10 protein-coding genes are annotated in these 17,046 nt (G+C 67.6%); 2 read left to right on the top strand and 8 right to left on the bottom strand.

Annotated elements, in window-relative coordinates:
• The first annotated feature begins 3 nt into the window (after positions 1-3).
• Positions 4-1,257: a carbohydrate porin gene (locus AC06FB_RS00670; protein WP_197599984.1), complete on the top strand. Its 1,254-nt coding sequence runs from the start codon at positions 4-6 to the stop codon at positions 1,255-1,257.
• A 48-nt stretch (positions 1,258-1,305) separates the two neighbouring features.
• Here the strand turns inward: AC06FB_RS00670 and AC06FB_RS00665 are convergent, their stop codons facing one another.
• Genes AC06FB_RS00665 through AC06FB_RS00635 form a run of 7 tightly spaced genes read right to left on the bottom strand, consistent with a single transcriptional unit; the run spans position 1,306 to position 13,272 of the window.
• Positions 1,306-2,157, bottom strand: a complete 852-nt coding sequence (locus tag AC06FB_RS00665; RefSeq protein WP_478053249.1) for an aldose epimerase family protein — start codon at positions 2,155-2,157, stop codon at positions 1,306-1,308.
• Positions 2,147-3,184 (bottom strand): glycoside hydrolase family 43 protein, encoded by a 1,038-nt coding sequence (locus AC06FB_RS00660; RefSeq protein ID WP_197599982.1) that lies wholly within the window; start codon positions 3,182-3,184, stop codon positions 2,147-2,149. Before AC06FB_RS00660 ends, AC06FB_RS00665 begins: the two co-directional genes overlap by 11 nt.
• 16 nt (positions 3,185-3,200) lie before the next feature.
• A complete protein-coding gene (locus tag AC06FB_RS00655; protein ID WP_346480305.1) occupies positions 3,201-4,685 on the bottom strand; it encodes an MFS transporter in 1,485 nt (494 codons plus the stop codon).
• The gene (locus tag AC06FB_RS00650) at positions 4,672-7,377 is read right to left on the bottom strand and encodes a glycoside hydrolase family 3 protein (RefSeq protein WP_478053248.1); all 2,706 of its coding nucleotides are present in this window, start codon (positions 7,375-7,377) and stop codon (positions 4,672-4,674) included. The genes AC06FB_RS00655 and AC06FB_RS00650 overlap by 14 nt, the downstream gene beginning before the upstream one ends.
• Positions 7,377-9,059: a glycoside hydrolase family 43 protein gene (locus AC06FB_RS00645; RefSeq protein WP_478053318.1), complete on the bottom strand. Its 1,683-nt coding sequence runs from the start codon at positions 9,057-9,059 to the stop codon at positions 7,377-7,379. Before AC06FB_RS00645 ends, AC06FB_RS00650 begins: the two co-directional genes overlap by 1 nt.
• 59 nt (positions 9,060-9,118) lie before the next feature.
• Positions 9,119-11,095 carry a sialate O-acetylesterase gene (locus AC06FB_RS00640; protein ID WP_478053317.1) on the bottom strand — a complete coding sequence of 659 codons (1,977 nt, stop codon included), beginning with the start codon at positions 11,093-11,095 and terminating at the stop codon, positions 9,119-9,121.
• 2 nt (positions 11,096-11,097) lie between these two features.
• Positions 11,098-13,272 (bottom strand): alpha-glucuronidase family glycosyl hydrolase, encoded by a 2,175-nt coding sequence (locus AC06FB_RS00635; RefSeq protein ID WP_478053247.1) that lies wholly within the window; start codon positions 13,270-13,272, stop codon positions 11,098-11,100.
• A 92-nt stretch (positions 13,273-13,364) separates the two neighbouring features.
• Between AC06FB_RS00635 and AC06FB_RS00630 the strand changes: the two genes are divergently transcribed.
• Complete coding sequence (locus AC06FB_RS00630; RefSeq protein ID WP_053516379.1) at positions 13,365-14,423, top strand: LacI family DNA-binding transcriptional regulator; 1,059 nt, start codon at positions 13,365-13,367, stop codon at positions 14,421-14,423.
• Between the two features lie 73 nt (positions 14,424-14,496).
• Here AC06FB_RS00630 and AC06FB_RS00625 read toward each other — a convergent pair whose 3' ends face one another.
• A complete protein-coding gene (locus tag AC06FB_RS00625; protein WP_111186971.1) occupies positions 14,497-17,046 on the bottom strand; it encodes a glycoside hydrolase family 3 protein in 2,550 nt (849 codons plus the stop codon).

The following is a 17,046-nucleotide window of genomic DNA, read 5'->3' as shown; positions in this document are numbered from 1 at the left end:
CCCATGCCCCGCTCCTCCCGCCGCCTGCTGCTGGCCGCACTCCTGCTGACGCTGCCCTCGCTGGCCGCGGCCGCCGACCGGGGCGAGGTCGTTTCACCCAAGCTTTCCTACACCGGCGAAGCCGCGGCCACGCTCGACGGCGGCAAGAACAGCGGCACCGCCTACGCCGGCCAGCTGATGTTCGGCGCGGACGTGAACCTGGAGGCCGCGTTCGGGTGGCAGGGGGCAACGATCAAGGCCTACGGCATCAACCGCCATGGCACCAACCTGGCTGCCAGCAGCACCGGCAACAGCACCTCGGTGCAGGAAATCTACGGCGGCCAGGGGACGCGTCTGGCCAATCTGACCCTCGAACAGAAACTGCTCGACGACCGCCTGGTGCTCGAAGCCGGACGCAGCGTCGCCAACATCCGCTTCCTCGGCTCCGAACTGTGCCAGTACTTCCAGGGCAATTCGGCCTGCGGCAACCCGACCTACGTGTTCCGCACCAGCAACTTCACCTGGTGGCCGGTGTCGAGCTGGATGGCCGATGCCACCACCTGGTTGACGCCGGATGTCTATCTGCGCGTCGGCGCCTACCAGGTCGATCCGAGTCAGGCCGAAGACGGCCAGCATGGCCTGAAATGGAGCACGCACCAGGCCACCGGCTGGATCGTGCCGTACACGATCGGCTGGCGCAGCCCGGCTTCGGCGCGATTGCGGGCCCGGTATGAACTGGGTGGCTGGCAGGACAACTCGACCTATCGTGATCCGTTGCGCGACATCAACGGAATGCCCGCCGTGCTCAGTGGCCAGGACTACGCGAACCGCCACGGTCGCTCCGGTGCATTTGCCCGTTTCGAGCAGCAGCTGACCGGTGATGGCAGCGGTCGCGGCCTGACGGTCTTCGGCGCCGCGCTCAAGGGCACCTCAGGCCAGTTGATCGAGGATCACTTTCTGCAGGCCGGCCTGGTGCAGAAAGGCACCTGCGCCAGCCGTCCACAGGACAGCATCGCCTTCGTCGTGACCCAGCAGAAGTACAGCGGCATCGCCCTGGAGAACCTGCGCCTGGCGCGTGCCGCAGCCGGTGGCAGCGGCACCCCGCATGGGAGCCAGGTGATGATGGAGCTGAGCTACGGCATCCAGCTCACCCCACAGCTGCGGATTGCGCCGAACCTGCACTACATCGTCCATCCCGACCAGTTCAACGAACCTGCGCGCCAGCGTGACCTGCCGGATGCGCTGATTGCAGGCCTGCGCATCGATTGGAGCCTGTGATGGCCCGTTCCGTCGCAGTTCCCGCCCTGCGCTGAACCGCGCCGCAGTTCAGGGGGCGTCCTGCTCCCAGACCAGCTCGAACGTCTGCGCCAGCTGCTGACCGGGCTGCAGCCGGCGCGGCGCAAGCGTGAAGCCATCAGGTGGCCCGCTCTGCGGTTCGGCGCAGGTGGCGTGGGGGGCGCCGTCGTAGATAACCCAGTGGTCGCCGTCCGATCGCAGCCGCAGGCGCTGCCCGCCGCGCACCAGCGCGATGTCACGATCACGGTCGGTGATGAAACAGTCATCCCATGGACCTGGCGCGGGTGGCACGCACGGCAGAACGGCAATACCCTCCTCGTCACGCGGGTACATCGCGCCAGGGTTGAACAGCAGCCGGTCCGGCTTGCGGAACCACGGGTGCCAGCCCAGTACTGCCGGCATGGCCTGCTGCGCAGCCTGCACCGAGAGATGCAGCTGCAGGCAGTGTGCCTGCAGGCGTATGACCTGTCGGGCAACGCCACCGAAGGGCCAGTACCTGTCACGCGGCAGATCAAGCGTCAGCGTGGCGCTCGTCGCGTCGAGGCTGTCGATCTGCCAGGGCCTGGAGAAGCCGACCCCGTGAATGGCGTGCCCGCCGAAGTTGACCGGCAATTCATGGGGTGCACCGTCGAAGCTGAAGTGTCCACGACGAATGCGCCCAGCCCACGGCACCATCGGATAGCAGCCCCAGGCGATCGTCGCCGCTCCGCCCTCCTCTGCGTCCACCAGCCAGTCGACGCCCCGGTAACGCATCTGTGCCAGTCGACCCCCTGCCCCGGCCGCCAGCGCCACTTCGAGATCGCCCGCCCGCAGCCAGTGCAGCTCACCGGCCGGCAGCGGGGCGAGCGCGTCGTCCACCGGCAGCCTGCGCTCATGCACCATAGGGGTCGATGGTCCGGATGCGGCCATCGGCCTCCATGTGCAGCGGCGTGCACTTGGCCGAGCGCAGATGCGTCACGCCGCCGGACATCAGCGCATCGTGGTAGAACAGATACCACTGTCCCTTGAAGCTGCAGATGGAGTGGTGCGTGGTCCAGCCCACTACGGGCGTCAGCAGTACGCCGGCATAGGTGAACGGGCCATAGGGGCTGTCGCCGATCGCATAACACAGCAGATGCGTGTTGCCCGTGGAATAGGACAGGTAGTACCGGCCCTGATACTTGTGCACCCACGGCCCTTCAAAGAATCGGCGCGCATGATCGTCCGCGCGCAGCGGCTGGCCGTGCTCGTCCAGGATCTGCACCTCGCGCGTGGGCTCGGCCAGTTCGGTCATGCCGGCATCGAGCCGGCCCACCCTCGGCCCCAGCGCCGGCGCACTGCCTGTCGGCTCCTCGTGCGCGGTGTCGTACCGATTGTCACGATAGTGCTGCAGCTGTCCGCCCCAGATCCCACCGAAGTACAGATAGTGGCTGCCGTCCTCGTCCTCGAATACGGCCGGGTCGATCGAGTACGCGCCCTGCATCGGTTCGGGCCGGGGAATGAATGGTCCCTCCGGCCGTTCGCCGACCGCCACGCCGATGCGGAAGAGGCCCTGCGCATCCTTGGCCGGGAAATAGAAGTAGTAGCGCCCGTCGCGGCAGGCGGCGTCGGGCGCCCACATCTGCTTGTGCGCCCACGGCACGTCGTCAAGGTGCAGCGCCTGGCCGCAATCGATGGCGTCGCCGTCGGGCGTGTCCATCCGCAGTACGTGGTAGTCCTGCATGCCGAAGTGCCCACCCTCGTCGTCGAACGGCTGGCCGCCGTCGATGTCGTGCGAGGGATAGATGTAGAGCCGTCCCTCGAAGACATGGGCCGACGGATCGGCGGTGTAGATATGGGTCACCAGCGGCTGCGAGATGGCGTGCCGGGTGAGCTGCGCGAGGCGGGCGTCGTCGGCCCGGCCGTCGTCGCCTGGAGAGAGGTCGATCATGGTCGTCATCGTTGGGTTACGCGGACGCGTCGGCCGTGCGGCGACGCAGTTGGAGGTCCTGTTCGATGCGGGCTTCCGCGCGCTTGTCGATTTCGTACGCGAACAGCAGCGCCACGGCGAGCAGGAAAGGAAGGGAGCAGTAGACGCTCACGGTCAGGCGGATGCCCTCGACCACGCCCTCGGGCTGTGTCGCCACGCCCGCCTGGTAGCCGTAGTGGGCAAGAATGCCGGCGACCAGGGCGCCTCCCACGCTGAGGCCGATCTTCAGGCCGCACAGCATCGCCGAGAAGATGATCGCGGTGGCCCGGCGATGGTTCTTCCATTCCGAGTAGTCGGCAACGTCGGCGATCATCGCCCACAGCAGCGGGATGGTGATGCCGTAGCAGAATCCATGCAGCATGAAGGCAGCAAAGGCCACGCCGACCGCCGTCGGCGGAAACAGGTAGAAGGCCAGCAGGAACAGGGTTGAGATGAACAGTGCGCCGCCGAAGACGTCACGCTTGCCGAAGCGGTCTGCCAGCCGTCGCGACACGCCGATGCCCAGGATCATGCAGATGATTCCGCAGGCATTGAACAGGCTGAAGGCCGAGGTTGCCGCGTCCTTGGGCCAGCTGAAGCCGGCGAATCCGGCACTACCCAGACCTGCGTTCAGCGCGCCGATCAGGCCGTTGAATCCTGAGTTTTCCAGAAAGTCGACCAGCGCAGCGTCGCTCATGTAGTACTGGAAGTAGTAGATGTACGTGCCACCCTTCAGCGCCAGGTTGATGAACACCAGGACGGTCAGGGCCAGCATCACCTGCCACGGCCGGTTGTGCAGCAGGTCAGACAGATCCTGCAGCACGCCTCCGGTCTGCTCGCGGGTGGGAACGATGCGCTCGCGCGTGGTGGCGAAGGTGATCAGGAAGAACACCGTCCCGACGATGGCGAACACGGTCATCACCTGTTCGAAGCCCCGCACGCGGTCACCGTCACCCAGGATCAGCACCAGCGGCATCAGCAGGACCTGGATGATGAACTGCGCGATCATCACGGCCACGAAACGGTAGGCCGACAGGCTGTTGCGCTGTGCCATGCTGCCGGTCAGCACACCACTCAGTGCGGAGTACGGCAGATTGTTCGCTGCATAGACGAAGACCAGCAGAGCGTAGGTGCCCAGCGCATAGATGACCTTGCCGCGCTCGCCCAGTTCTGGCGTGCTGAACGCCAGCAGCGACAGCACGCCGAACGGGATCGCCGTCCACAGGATCCACGGACGGAACCGCCCCCACCGCGTCGAGGTGCGGTCTGCGGCGATGCCGATCAGCGGGGTGAAAACGAACGCACCGAGCATGCCGACCACGAAGATGATCGTCGCCGCCGTTGCCGGCGGCAGCCGGTAGACATCGGTGTAGAAGAACGCCAGATAGGTGATCAGGGTCTGGAAGATCAGGTTCGCCGCGAGATCGCCCAGGCTGTAGCCCAGCTTCTCGCGCACCGTGAGGGTGTGTTCAGTGCTTGCCATGCACGGTCTCCACCGAGAACCCGGCCCGCGCGCGGATATCGGCACTCGAGGCGCCGACCCGCACCTCGTAGGCCCCGGGTGGCACCGCATAGGCACCGCCCGTTTCGTCATAACGGCGCAGGTCCCGCGGTGCCTCAAGCGAGAACGTCACGGTGCGCCGTTCGCCGGCGGCGAGATGGACACGCTGGAAGCCACGCAGTTCCTGCACGGCCTGGTCGCTGCCGGCCTGCTGGCGTCGCACATAGAGCTGCACGACCTCGTCACCGCTGCGTGTGCCGGTGTTGGTCACGTCCACGTGCACACCCAGCCGGCCATCGGCATTGATCCTGTCCGCATCAATGCGCAGTGCGGCGTAATCGAAGCGGGTGTACGAGAGCCCGTGGCCAAACGGATACAGGGGGGTGCCGCGGAAGTATCGGTAGGTACGGCCCTCCATGCTGTAGTCGTCGAACGCCGGCAGCGCTTCACCGGCCTTGTAGAAGGTCACCGGCAGGCGACCCGCGGGGTTGACGTCGCCGAACAGCGCCTGGCCCACGGCAGTGCCGCCGCGCTGCCCCGGGTACCAGCTCATCAGGATCGCCGGCAGATGGTCCTGGGCCCAGTCAACGGCCATTGCCGATCCGCCGGTCAGCACCATCACCACCGGCTTGCCGGTGGCATGCAGTGCCTCCAGCAGGGTGCGCTGGGGTGCCGGCAGCCGCAGATCGGTCCGGTCCCCGCCCGCGAAGCCCGGATAGTTGACGGTCATCTCCTCGCCCTCGACGTCGCCGGTCAGGCCGCCGACAAACACCACGACATCGGCGTCGCGGGCCGCATCAAGGGCTTCGTCGAAGGGTGCCTTGGCGCCCGGCATGCGCCAGCCCAGCCGCACGCCCGCATCGCGCTCGTCGTCGTAGTACTCCAGCTTCAGCTCGTAGGTGCGGCCCGCCTGCAGATCGACGTCGATACCTTCGGCGTGCAGACGATCCGAGTTCACCCAGTGGTCCAGCACGCGCTTGCCGTCCAGATACAGCCGGAAGCCGTCGTCGCCGGCCACCTCCAGCCGATAGCGCCCGGATACCGGCGGCAGCAGCTGTCCGGTCCAGCGGATGCTGAAACCATCGCTCGGAATGCCCTGCCCCGGCGCCGCCTCGCCACGCGCAAGCAGATTGTCGGTTGGCGAGCCGCGGTCCCAGCGGAAGCCGATCTGCGCGTCGGTGCGGACCAGTGCCGGCGTGCCCGACAGGTCGGCCGTGCGGAAGTACTCGCCACGCAGGCCACGCTCGGTCGACGCCGCCGACGGCCGCAGGAAGGTCGGCTCGATCAGCGGCGTCGCGCTGGGATCATCACGCCCCTCGACCAGGTCCACGCCACGGGCGTAGCGCACGTCGATACCCTTCGCCGCATCGCGGATACCCTGCAGTATCGTGACCGGCGCGGCCGGTGTGCCGAAGTAGTTGCCGAGCAGCGCCATGGTGTCGTCAGCCGTGGGACCGACCACGGCAATGCGCTTGAGGTCACGCGACAACGGCAGTACCCCCTCGTTCTTCAGCAGGACCAGCGATTCCTGGGCGGCCTTCAGCGCCAGGGTGTCGTGCGCGGGCGCCTGGTTGACCGAGGCGGGAATCCGCGCCCAACGCACCCGCTCCGGTGGATCGAACATGCCCAGGCGCATCCGTGCGGCGAACAGGCGTGTCACCGCGTCGTCGATCTCCGCTTCGGTGATCAGGCCCTGGCGCACGGCTGCGGGCAGCGTGGCGTACTCCTGTCCGCACTCCAGCTCGGTGCCATTCCTGACCGCCAGCGCTGCGGCGGCTTCACGGGTGGCAACGATCCGGTGATGTTTCCAGATATCGACGATCGCCCAGCAGTCCGAGACGACGTAGCCCTTGAAGCCCCAGTCACGCCGCAGCACGTCGCGAAGCAGGAACCGGCTGGCACTGGCTGACTCGCCGTACACCCGGTTGTATGCGCCCATCACCGCATCGACATCGCCCTCCTTCACCAGCGCCTCGAACGCCGGCAGGTAGGTGTCGTACAGGTCGCGCCGGCTGGGCCGCGCGTCGAAGTGGTGACGGTCGGCCTCCGGCCCGCTGTGCACGGCCAGATGCTTGGCCGTGGCATCGAGCTTGCGGTACACCGGGTCATCGCCCTGCAGGCCACGTACGAAGGCGACGCCCATGCGGGCAGTCAGGTAGGGATCCTCGCCGTAGGTTTCCTGCCCACGGCCCCAGCGCGGGTCACGGAAGATGTTGACGTTCGGGGACCAGAACGTGAGCCCCTGGTAACGCCCGTGTGAGCCCTCGCGGAGAAACTGGTGATGCTTGGCACGGGCCTCGTCGCTGATGGTCGTCGCCACCTCGCCCATCAGCGGCACGTCGAACGTTGCCGCCAGGCCGATGGCCTGTGGAAAGACAGTGGCCTGCCCTGCCCGCGCCACGCCATGCAGCCCCTCGTTCCACCAGTCGTAGGCCGGCACGCCGAGGCGCTCGATCGCCGGCGCGGCATTCTGCATCTGCGCGGCTTTCTCCTCCAGCGTCATCTGGGCCACCAGCGATGCGGCCCGCTGCTCGAAGCTGGCCGAAGCATCCAGCCACGGCCGCGGTGCAGCGGCCGACGCGGCGGTCGCCACGCACAGCAGCGCAGCGTAAAGCACCCGCCGGCCATGCCGCGTGCCGCGGTGGACAGCGCCGTTGGACGAAGTCGATATCATCATTTGCTCCTCCCGGCGCGCTCATCGCGCGCGAATGGTCCCAGCAGTGCGCCTACGAAGCCGCCTGCGCGATCAGTACTCAGAACCGTGCCATCCACACCGCGTGCCAGCGTCTGCCAGCCCTGCCCGTCACCGGTATCGAACGAGAACGCGTAGTCGGCCTCATCCCCGGCGATCTTCAGGCGCAGGACCGCGGATGCGGGGACCTCGCGGCTGGCCAGCGTTCGCGTGCTGCCGCTGCCGTCGCGACCCTCGAGGAAGACCGACAGACGATCACCGCGCACGCTGCGGACGCCAAGGAAGTACCAGTAGGCCTCGCTCTGGAATGCAGCCAGGCCCGCCGCGACACCGATGGCCGGACGGGACATCTCGGTACTCGCCTCGAAGCGCAGATGCTGCTGGCGGCGACCGAGGAACGCCGGATTGCGCAGCGTGTCCAGATTCTCCGCAAGCGGGTGCACGGCCAGCATGCCCGGCCGGTCACCCAGGTCGGCCCAGGCCTGTTTGGGCACCCGAACGCGCAGCCAGTGGGCGGCAAGCGTCGGCCCATCAAAGGTGTCGCGGTCGACGAAGTTGCCGGTCAGCGGCGCCTGGGAAGCCTGCCCCTGCATCCAGGACGGTGCCTTGACCACATAGGGAATGGCCTGGTCGGTCGGCAGGATCTGCGGCCAGCCATCCTGCCAGCGAACCGGCAGCAGATAGGTTTCGCGCCCGGTGTTGTAGTGCCGCTTCTGGTAATTGCGGCTGGCAAGGAACACTGCCCACCACGAGCCGTCCGGGCCCTCGATCAGATCGGCGTGCCCTGCATTGGTGATCGGCAGCGGCCGGTCGTCCGGCAGCTCGCGCTGGGTCAGGATGGGATTGCCCGGATAGGGGATGTACGGCCCCCATACATCACGGCTGCGCAGCACCACCTGCGAATGCTGCGGCCCTGTGCCGCCTTCGGCGTCGGACAGGTAGTACCAGCCCTCACGCTTGTAGATGTGCGGCCCTTCGATCCAGATGGGGTTCTTCGACGGATCCACGCCACCATCGACCAGCACCCTGCGCGGGCCGACCGGCTTGAAGGCCGACAGATCGATCTGCTGCATCCAGATGGCGCGGTGGCCGTCGTAGCGCGCCGGACCAGGCGGCACATCATTGTTGATCAGATAGACCTTGCCATCGTCGTCGAAGAACAGTGACGGATCGATGCCATCGATGCTGGGCAACCAGTGCGGATCGGACCACGGTCCCGCCGGATCCCGCGCGGTGGCGATGAAATTGCCACCACTGTCGGTCGCGGTGGTGACGACGTAGAAGGTTCCCTCGTGGAACTCTATGGTGGGCGCGAAGATGCCGCGGGAGACGCTCAGACCGTCGAAATCCAGCTGTGTCGGACGGTCGATCACGTTGCCGATCTGCTTCCAGTGGACCAGGTCGACGCTCTCGAACACCGGAATGCCCGGGTAGTAGGTGAAGCTGGAGTTGACCAGATAGAACTTCCCGTTCGCGCCCACGATGCTCGGATCGGCGTGGAAGCCGGCCAGGATCGGGTTGCGGTAGTGGCCCGCCGGCAGCGGCGCCTCAAACGCGGTGTCATGACCGCGGTACTCGAACCAGTCAAAGTACACCGGCGGCGCGGCCTCTGGCGAGGCGGCATGGGCGGTCGCCGCCGACAGCGCGAACATCGCTGCCAGCATCCGGCGCGCCAGTGACACCCGGGCGCGCCGGGCAGAAGGGTGCTGCAGGGACAACATCTTCATCGTCGGGCCTCGGCGTCGGCAATGGGAAGTTCGAACGGACCGGCCGGCGCCCCGCTGCTGTCACGCAGCGTGCACACCGGGCCATCGGCCCAGCAGTAGCGGACATGCGTCGGGCGCAGGGAAGGCAGGCTGCGCAACACCACCCGGCGTCCATCCAGTTCGGCGTCGCTGTACTCACAGCGCGGGGCAGCGGCATCGCAGAGTTCAAAGCCGATGGGGTGCTTCGAACCGATTGCTGCCAGGGCGCCGTCGACATCCTCGAATTCCACGGCCACGCCTGCCGGCACGCGCAGGGCCCTGGCCGCATCCGGCCCTGACGGGGCCACTGCGTGCTCGCCGTAGATGACGTGGCGCGCGACCCGGGCCAGACGGCGACCCAGTTCCTGCTTGTTCGGTGGGTGGATGTCGTAGGCATCGCCGATGTCGATGGCCACGGCGAGGCCACTGCGGGGATCTTCGGCCGCGACCCGGCGCTGTGCGTCGCGCACCTGCGCCCATCCGCTGTCCGCAGGGGCGACGGGCGGTTGGCCATAGCCAGCCAGTTGCACCAGCAGCAACGGCGTGCCTGCACCGAACTGGCGTCGCCAGTCATCCCGCAGCGAGCGCAGCAGTGCCGCATATCCGGCGCCGTCGCCGGTGTTCGACTCCCCCTGGTACCACAGCATGCCGCGCAGTCCGAACGCGCCCAGCGGCGCGATCATGCCGTTGTACAACGTCGATAGACCCGTCGCCGCCTGCCAGGGAGCGAACGGGGGCGCTTGTCCGCCAGGTGCCATCCGGTACTGCCAGGACGCATCCAGCACCACCCGCTGACCGTCCTCCAGGATCACCGCATGTGCGGTGGCAGGGCCGGCCAGGCCACCTTCACCGTAGGTGTCCAGCACGTTGACCACGACACTGTTGGACCCGGCCTTCAACAGCCCCTTCGGCAGCGGATAGCGCCGCTCACCGGCGCCATACTGGCTGCCCACGGCGACACCGTTCACCCAGGTCATGTCCGTCTCGTCAACGGATGCCAGTTCGAGCGTCGCGCCCTGTGCCGCCTGTTCCGCACTCAGCGTGACCTGCGTGCGATACCACACCATGCCGTTGTAATCGGCAAGCGCCGGGACGTTCCAATGCTCCCATGCGCCCAGCGCTGCCGGCGCCGGTTGCCATCCGCTGTCGCTGGCCTCCGCGCGCCACGGCGCTGCGCCGGGCACAGCCTCATCGCGCGTCGCCCACCACTGCTGCCAGTACCGCCCCCAGCGTGCGCGTGCCGCCAGGGGATCATCGGCATACAGCGCGAGGACATCCAGGGGCTCTGCCATGCCCCGCTGCGCGCGCAGCGCCTCGACGCTGGTCCATGCCTCGATCCGCGAGCCGCCCCAGGCGGCCTGGATCAATCCCATCGGCACGGCGACCGTGCGCCGCAGCTCCCGTGCGAAGTAGAGGCAGGTCGCGGAGAAGTCACGCACCGTGGCGGGCGATGCCGGCGTCCAGGCAACCGCGCTCTGGAATGTCGTCTGCGCCTGCACCGCCGCGGCCTGCGGCACGGTGAACAGGCGGATCGTCGGCAGCGTGGCGGAGGCGATCTCGCTGCCTGCATTGAGCGCGCGCCACACGGGCAGCTCCATGTTCGACTGTCCGGAGCACAGCCAGACATCGCCGACCAGGATGTCGCGGGCGATCTGGATGTCCTTGCCGGACGTTGCCTGCAGCATGTGGGGGCCACCTGCCGGAGTCGGCTGCAGCGTGGCGTGCCATCGGCCCGTGGCATCCGCCTGCGTGGTCACCGCCTGCCCGGCGAAGGTCACGGAAACCTCCTGCCCCGCAGGCGCCTGGCCCCAGACCGCGATCGGCCGATCACGCTGCAGGACGGCATGATCCTGGAACAGCGGATGCAGCAACGCCGCCGGCTCCCGTGCCGCGACGGACCCGGCCATTGCAGCCAGGGCCAGCAGCAAGGCCGCCCGCCCGGCCCGTCCGATCATGCTCATCGTCCATCCCCCGGTGCGAAAGGAAACTGCAATGCCTGGTAATACGACAGCGGGTGCGGCGGTGGCGGTTCGCCGGGCGGCAACGGCCGGCCGCTGAGCGACTGGAAGTACGCCACGCTGGCATCGCGCCACCATTGCGCCTCCTCCTGCTGGATCTGCAGGAACGCGGCCACGTGCTGATAGCGTTGTGGATCGATCCGGCCCTGCAGGGTTGCCCAGGTAGCCTGCAGGGACTGCACCTGGCGCACGCCACGCGAGTAGCGTCCTACCAGTTCGTCCCACAGCAACCGCCCCGAACGCATGCGGTGATCCCACGGCACATGATGGAACCACAGCAGCAGCGACTCCGGCACCCGCGCCAGGTCGCCGTACTCCGCGGCGACCGCCGGGGCGTACTGGGACACCGCGTTGCTTCCGGCCGATGTGCGGTCGAAGCCCACGCCGTGCCGGTCCGCGCGGTGGTAGTACACGGACGTCCAGTCGGCGCGTGGCCCTCCATCCACCCAGGGACCGGGGCCGTAGTGATGCCCACGGGCCATGAGGTGATGCAGGCCCAGCGGGGTCATGTAGTCCACCGCCGCTTCGCGCGAGGCCATCATCATCCGCACGATCGGGCCGGTCACCTGCGGGTCCGGCGAGAACGTCAGCGCGGCCCAGTCTTCAGCGATGGCGCGGGCAGACTGCTGCGGATTCCAGGCCAGCCGCCCGAAGGCATACCAGTTGGCCTGATCGAAGTGCGAGCCGCTCCAGGTCCGGTCCACGCCGATGTTGGCGACGCCGGCGATGCCGGTCAGCCCGTGGCCGTGCAGCGAACCGTCGACCACGCGCGCGACCGTGGAGCCCGGTCCGCGTACCCGGGTGTCGGCCCGCAGCACTTCCTCGTACAGCGTGCCCAGGTACGCCAGGTGCGTCGCAAAGCCCAGATACTCCTTGGTGATCTGGAACTCCATCATCAACGGCGTGCGTGGCATTGCGCCGAACAGCGGATGGAACGGCTCGCGGGGCTGGAAATCGATCGGCCCGTTCTTCACCTGCACGATCACGTTGCGGCGGAAGGCACCGTCCAGGCCGATGAACTCACCGTAGGCCTGCTTGGCGCGATCTTCGGGTACCTCGTGCGAGTAGACGAAGGCACGCCACATCACCACGCCGTTGTGCGGCGCCAGGGCATCGCCCAGCAGGTTGGCACCGTCGGCATGGGAGCGGCCGTAATCCTGCGGGCCCGGTTGGCCCTCCGAGTTCGCCTTGACCAGGAAGCCGCCGAAATCCGGGATGAGGGCGTAGATCTCTTCGACCTTTCTCCGCCACCAGCGCTGCACCTCCGGATCCAGCGGATCGGCCGTGGCCAGGCCGCCGAGCTCGATGGGCGCGCTGAAGCGTGCGCTCAGGTACACACGGATGCCGTAGGGGCGGAACAGGTCCGCCAGCGCGGCGGCCTTGGCGAGATAGGCCGGCGACAGGCTCAGGGCGCTGGCATTGACGTTGTTCAGTACGGTGCCATTGATGCCCAGCGACGCGTTGGCGCGGGCGTAGTCGGTATAGCGCGGGTCACGCCACTGCGGCAGGGTCTGCCAGTCCCACAGGGAGCTGCCCGCGTAGCCGCGTTCGACGTAGCGATCCAGGTTGTCCCAGTGATCGAGCACCCGCAGCGCAACCCGGGGCGATTCCCGCACGTCCAGCGACTGCAGCGATGCGCCACGCTGCAGCAGCCGCAGCAGGCGGAACACGCCGTACAGCACACCGATGTCCTGCCGTGCCGCCACCAGCAGAAGATCGCGTCCTCCGCTGCGGACCTTCCTGATCAGGTAGCCATCCTCGCCCAAGGTGGCAATGTCTTCGCGGAACGGCGCGACCAGCATCGAGGACTGCGGCGTGCCCAGCACCAGGGCGTGATCACCGGCGAGGTCCGTGCGGATGGGCGGTGCCGTTCCCAGTAACCCGGGAAGGCCGCGCGCCAGTTCATCACGCGCTGCGCGCTGGGTAGGCGTCTGGTCAGGGGCGACCACCTCGCCCAGCTGCAGCCGATAGCCGGCAGCGACCTCCACGGCCGCCGGCACGTAGCGCATCCACAATGCGTAGCCATCCTCCGCATGTGCGCCACCGGCGCATGCCAGCAAGGCAAGGGCGGCGCACAGCCGTCCGCCGACAGCACGGAACAACGGCGTTAACATTCGACTTTGTAGACTACGACCGGCGCCGGAACGGTTCATCATCTGCCCTCGCACCTGCGCGGCAACGCCACCAAGAACAAAGGGATCGTGCATTGGACAAGCCGAAGAAATCGGTTCGCCGCAGAACCGCGGGCGTGACGATCGACGAGGTTGCGGCCCTTGCCGGCGTTTCGCCGATGACCGTGTCGCGGGTGATCAACCAGGGCAAGGTGCGGGACGTCACCCGCGAGCGGGTGATGCGTGCCGTGCGTGAGCTGGGCTATACGCCCAATCTGGCGGCCAGTTCGCTGGCCGCTGCGCAGCACACGCGCATTGCGTTGATCTATACCAATCCCAGCGGTGCCTACCTGCGCGAACTGCTGGTCGGGCTGCTGCGCGTCGCGTCCAGCTCTGCCATCCAACTGGTCATCGACTACTGGGACAACCTTGACGATGAGTCCGAGCGCACGGCAGCGCGTGCCCTGGCCAGCCGCGTCGACGGGGTGATCCTGCCGCCGCCGCTGTGCGAATCGCAGGCGGCCGTGAGTGAACTGGTGAAGGCCGGCATCCCGGTGGTGGCCATCGCATCGGGGCGCCTGAGCGAGGCCCTGTCCTGCGTCCGCATCGACGACTTCAACGCAGGCAAGGAAATGACCGAGCACCTGATCCGGCAGGGCCACAGCCGCATCGGCTTCATCCGCGGGCGCCGGGATCTGAGCGCGAGTGCGCGTCGCTACGATGGTTTCGTCACCGCGTTGCAGGAAGCCGGACTGTCGGTGGAACCCGGCCTGGTCCAGCACGGCGACTACACCTACCGGTCCGGACTGGCCGCCGCCGAGAAGCTGCTGTCCCAGCGTCGGCCACCGACGGCCATCTTCGCCAGCAACGATGACATGGCGGCAGCCGCCATCTCCGTGGCGCACCGACGCGGCCTGGAGGTTCCCCGCGACCTGTCGGTGGTGGGCTTCGATGACACATCGGCCGCGACCACCGTGTGGCCGGAACTGACGACGATCCATCAGCCGATCGCCTCGATGGCCAATGCTGCCATCGATATCCTGCTGCGCACCATCCGTCGCCCGGCCGGAAACGCCCCCGTACTGCGGGATCATGTCGTGCCGCATCGCCTGATCGCACGCGATTCGGTGGCGGCCCCGCCTACGCACCGGTAGCGCACAGGCCCGTGTCATGCCGGCACCCGCACGGTGCCTGTGTCCAGCGCGCTGGCCTTCAGGCAGGATGCCATCACGCACCGCATCCGAGGGTGGTCTCGGCTTCGTTCAGCGCGCCCAGCGCCACGCGGGACACGGAGATCGTCATTGCATCAGCCGTCCCCACCGACCACGGCCGATCCAGCGCACCCACCTTCGCTCCGGCCGCAGCCAGGCATTTCAGGGGAATGCCCACGCGCGTCCACTGGCCGACCGGAAGCGCCGCCAGCGTGGGCCCGATGGCGATGCGCGCCGAGCACCCGGCACCACAGCCCACCGACAGCCACGCCTCGCCACGTGGTGCCACGTCGACACGCAGCGTGGTCAACAGCATCAGATCACCATTGGCTTCCCGCTGCAGGTCCAGCGGCGTGTGCGACTGCAGTGCGACCACGGCTTCCCCCTGACCCGACCAGGCAAGACGTCGGCCGTCCTCCTGGGCCAGATGGTCCACACCGGTGATCTTCAGACGGTCATCTGCCAGTGCATCCGGCACGCTGATCACGGTCATGCCCTGCCCGGCACCATCCTCCAGCCGCAGCGCCATGCCGGCACCTGCATCGCCGCGGGCAAAGAAGACACCGGTTGCCCCCTCGTTGCCGGTGACGCCCGAAACTTCCGGCAGTGCCGCCAGATCGCCCTTGTCGGCATAGCTCAGACCGAAGCCGAACGGGAACAGCGGGGCGTAGTCCTTCTGGCCGACGTTGTTGGCGTACTGCGTGGCCGTACGTGGCCAGCTGAAGCTGAGTCTGCCCTTGAAGTCGTGCTGCATGCGGCCATCCGGACCACGCAGCAGTACGTCGGCAACGCCACCGCCTTCCGATCCCGGCAGCCACGCCGCCACGAAGGCGTCCGCGGCATTGATTTCCCGGTTCACCCAGAGAGGTCGCCCGCTCAGGAAGACCGCCACCACTGGAATGCCGTCTTCCTTGAGCCGGCGAATCAATCCCAGATCCGTTTCATCGCCGGGCTTGTAGGCCAACGTGGGCAGGTCGCCCTGGAACTCGGCATACGGATCTTCACCGAACACCACCACCGCCACATCCGGCTTCACTGTGTATCTGCCATCGATGGCAAGCGTGGCCTCGCCACCCGCGGCCCTGGCCTGCTGCGCAATGCCCTCGAAGATCGTATCCGCATTGGGGAAGTCCTTGCGGGTGGTGCCGGTGCCCTGCCAGTTCAGCGTCCAGCCGCCGGCCTGCTTGCCGACATCATCGGCACCGTCGCCGGCCACGAGGATCCGCTGCTTTGGCGACAGCGGCAGGATGCCGTTCTGGTTCTTCAGCAGCACCAGCGACTCGCGCACCGCCTGCCGCGCCACCGCGCGATGCTCAGGGGCGCCGATCAGCGCGAACTGGCCACCCACCGCCCGGCTGGAAGGCCTGCCCGCCTCGAACAGGCCCAGGCGGAACTTCACCCGCAGGATCCTGCGCACCGCATCATCCAGCCGCTCAGCAGTGATCCTGCCGTCCTTCACGGCCGCCAGGGTGGTTTCGTAGAAGCCCTTCCAGCTGTCCGACGCCATGGCCATGTCCAGGCCCGCATTGATGGTGGCGGGACAGTCGGTGGTCGTGCAGCCCTTGATCTGTCCATGGCCATTCCAGTCGCCGACCACGAAGCCGCCGAAGTTCATCCGCCCTTTCAGCACGTCGGTGAGGTAGTGCCGGTGGCCGTGCATCTTCTCGCCGTTGACGCTGTTGAACGACGCCATGGCGGTCTGTGCTCCGGCAGCGATCGCCGGCGGATAGCCGGCCGCATGGATGCGCACGAGCTCGGCCTCGCTGATGCGGGTATCGCCCTGGTCCTTCCCGCCGGTCGTGCCACCATCGCCCAGGAAGTGCTTCACCGACGCGATCACATGGCGGCCATCAAGAAAGTCAGGCGACCCTATCCTGCCCTGCAGGCCCTCCACCATGGCACCCGCATAACTGGCCACTACGGTGGGAGACTCCGAATAGCCCTCGTAGGTGCGCCCCCAGCGGTCATCCTGCGGAACCGCGACCGTGGGCGCGAACGTCCATTCCATGCCGGTGACGCGTGTCTCCAGCGCGGTGATCTCGCCGATCCTGCGCAGCAGCTCGGGATTGCGAGCAGCGCCGAGCCCGATGTTGTGTGGGAACAGCGTGGCGCCGATGATGTTGCTCTGCCCGTGCACCGCGTCGATGCCGAACAGCAGCGGAATTGCCTTTCCACCCTGCGAGGTGTCCATGGAGGCGTCGTAGAACGCGTCCGCCAGCGCCAGCCACTCGGCGGGCGATGCATCGTAGCGACCGCCAGGATCGGAGTTGCCTCCGGCCAGGATCGAGCCGAGCCGGTATCTGCGCACGTCGTCGGGGGTGATGCTGGCGATGTCTCCCTGCACCAGCTGGCCGACCTTTTCCTCCACGGTCATGCCGGCCATCAGGTCGGTGATGCGTTTCTCCAGTGCGGCATCCTCGGCCAGGGGCCAGGCCACCTGTGGCCATGGATCAGCCTCGGTAGCGGTGGCCTGCGCTGGCCGGTCTCCCCCCTTGCAACCGACCAGCGCCAGCATCAGTCCGGCGATCAGCGCGCCGGCACGGCGCATGGAATCCTGCGATGTCAT

The organism is Stenotrophomonas sp. Steno-C15 (assembly GCF_056393265.1).
The sequence above is the reverse complement of the archived record's forward strand: the minus strand, read 5'-3'. Positions and strand labels throughout refer to the sequence as shown.

Excerpts from the sequence above, each read along its gene's own strand:
- AC06FB_RS00670 (WP_197599984.1), top strand. The coding sequence starts at position 4 with ATGCCCCGCTCCTCCCGCCGCCTGCTGCTGGCCGCACTCCTGCTGACG.
- AC06FB_RS00665 (WP_478053249.1), bottom strand. The coding sequence starts at position 2,157 with ATGGTGCATGAGCGCAGGCTGCCGGTGGACGACGCGCTCGCCCCGCTG.
- AC06FB_RS00660 (WP_197599982.1), bottom strand. The coding sequence starts at position 3,184 with ATGATCGACCTCTCTCCAGGCGACGACGGCCGGGCCGACGACGCCCGC.
- AC06FB_RS00655 (WP_346480305.1), bottom strand. The coding sequence starts at position 4,685 with ATGGCAAGCACTGAACACACCCTCACGGTGCGCGAGAAGCTGGGCTAC.
- AC06FB_RS00650 (WP_478053248.1), bottom strand. The coding sequence starts at position 7,377 with ATGATATCGACTTCGTCCAACGGCGCTGTCCACCGCGGCACGCGGCAT.
- AC06FB_RS00645 (WP_478053318.1), bottom strand. The coding sequence starts at position 9,059 with ATGCTGGCAGCGATGTTCGCGCTGTCGGCGGCGACCGCCCATGCCGCC.
- AC06FB_RS00640 (WP_478053317.1), bottom strand. The coding sequence starts at position 11,095 with ATGATCGGACGGGCCGGGCGGGCGGCCTTGCTGCTGGCCCTGGCTGCA.
- AC06FB_RS00635 (WP_478053247.1), bottom strand. The coding sequence starts at position 13,272 with ATGTTAACGCCGTTGTTCCGTGCTGTCGGCGGACGGCTGTGCGCCGCC.
- AC06FB_RS00625 (WP_111186971.1), bottom strand. The coding sequence starts at position 17,046 with ATGACATCGCAGGATTCCATGCGCCGTGCCGGCGCGCTGATCGCCGGA.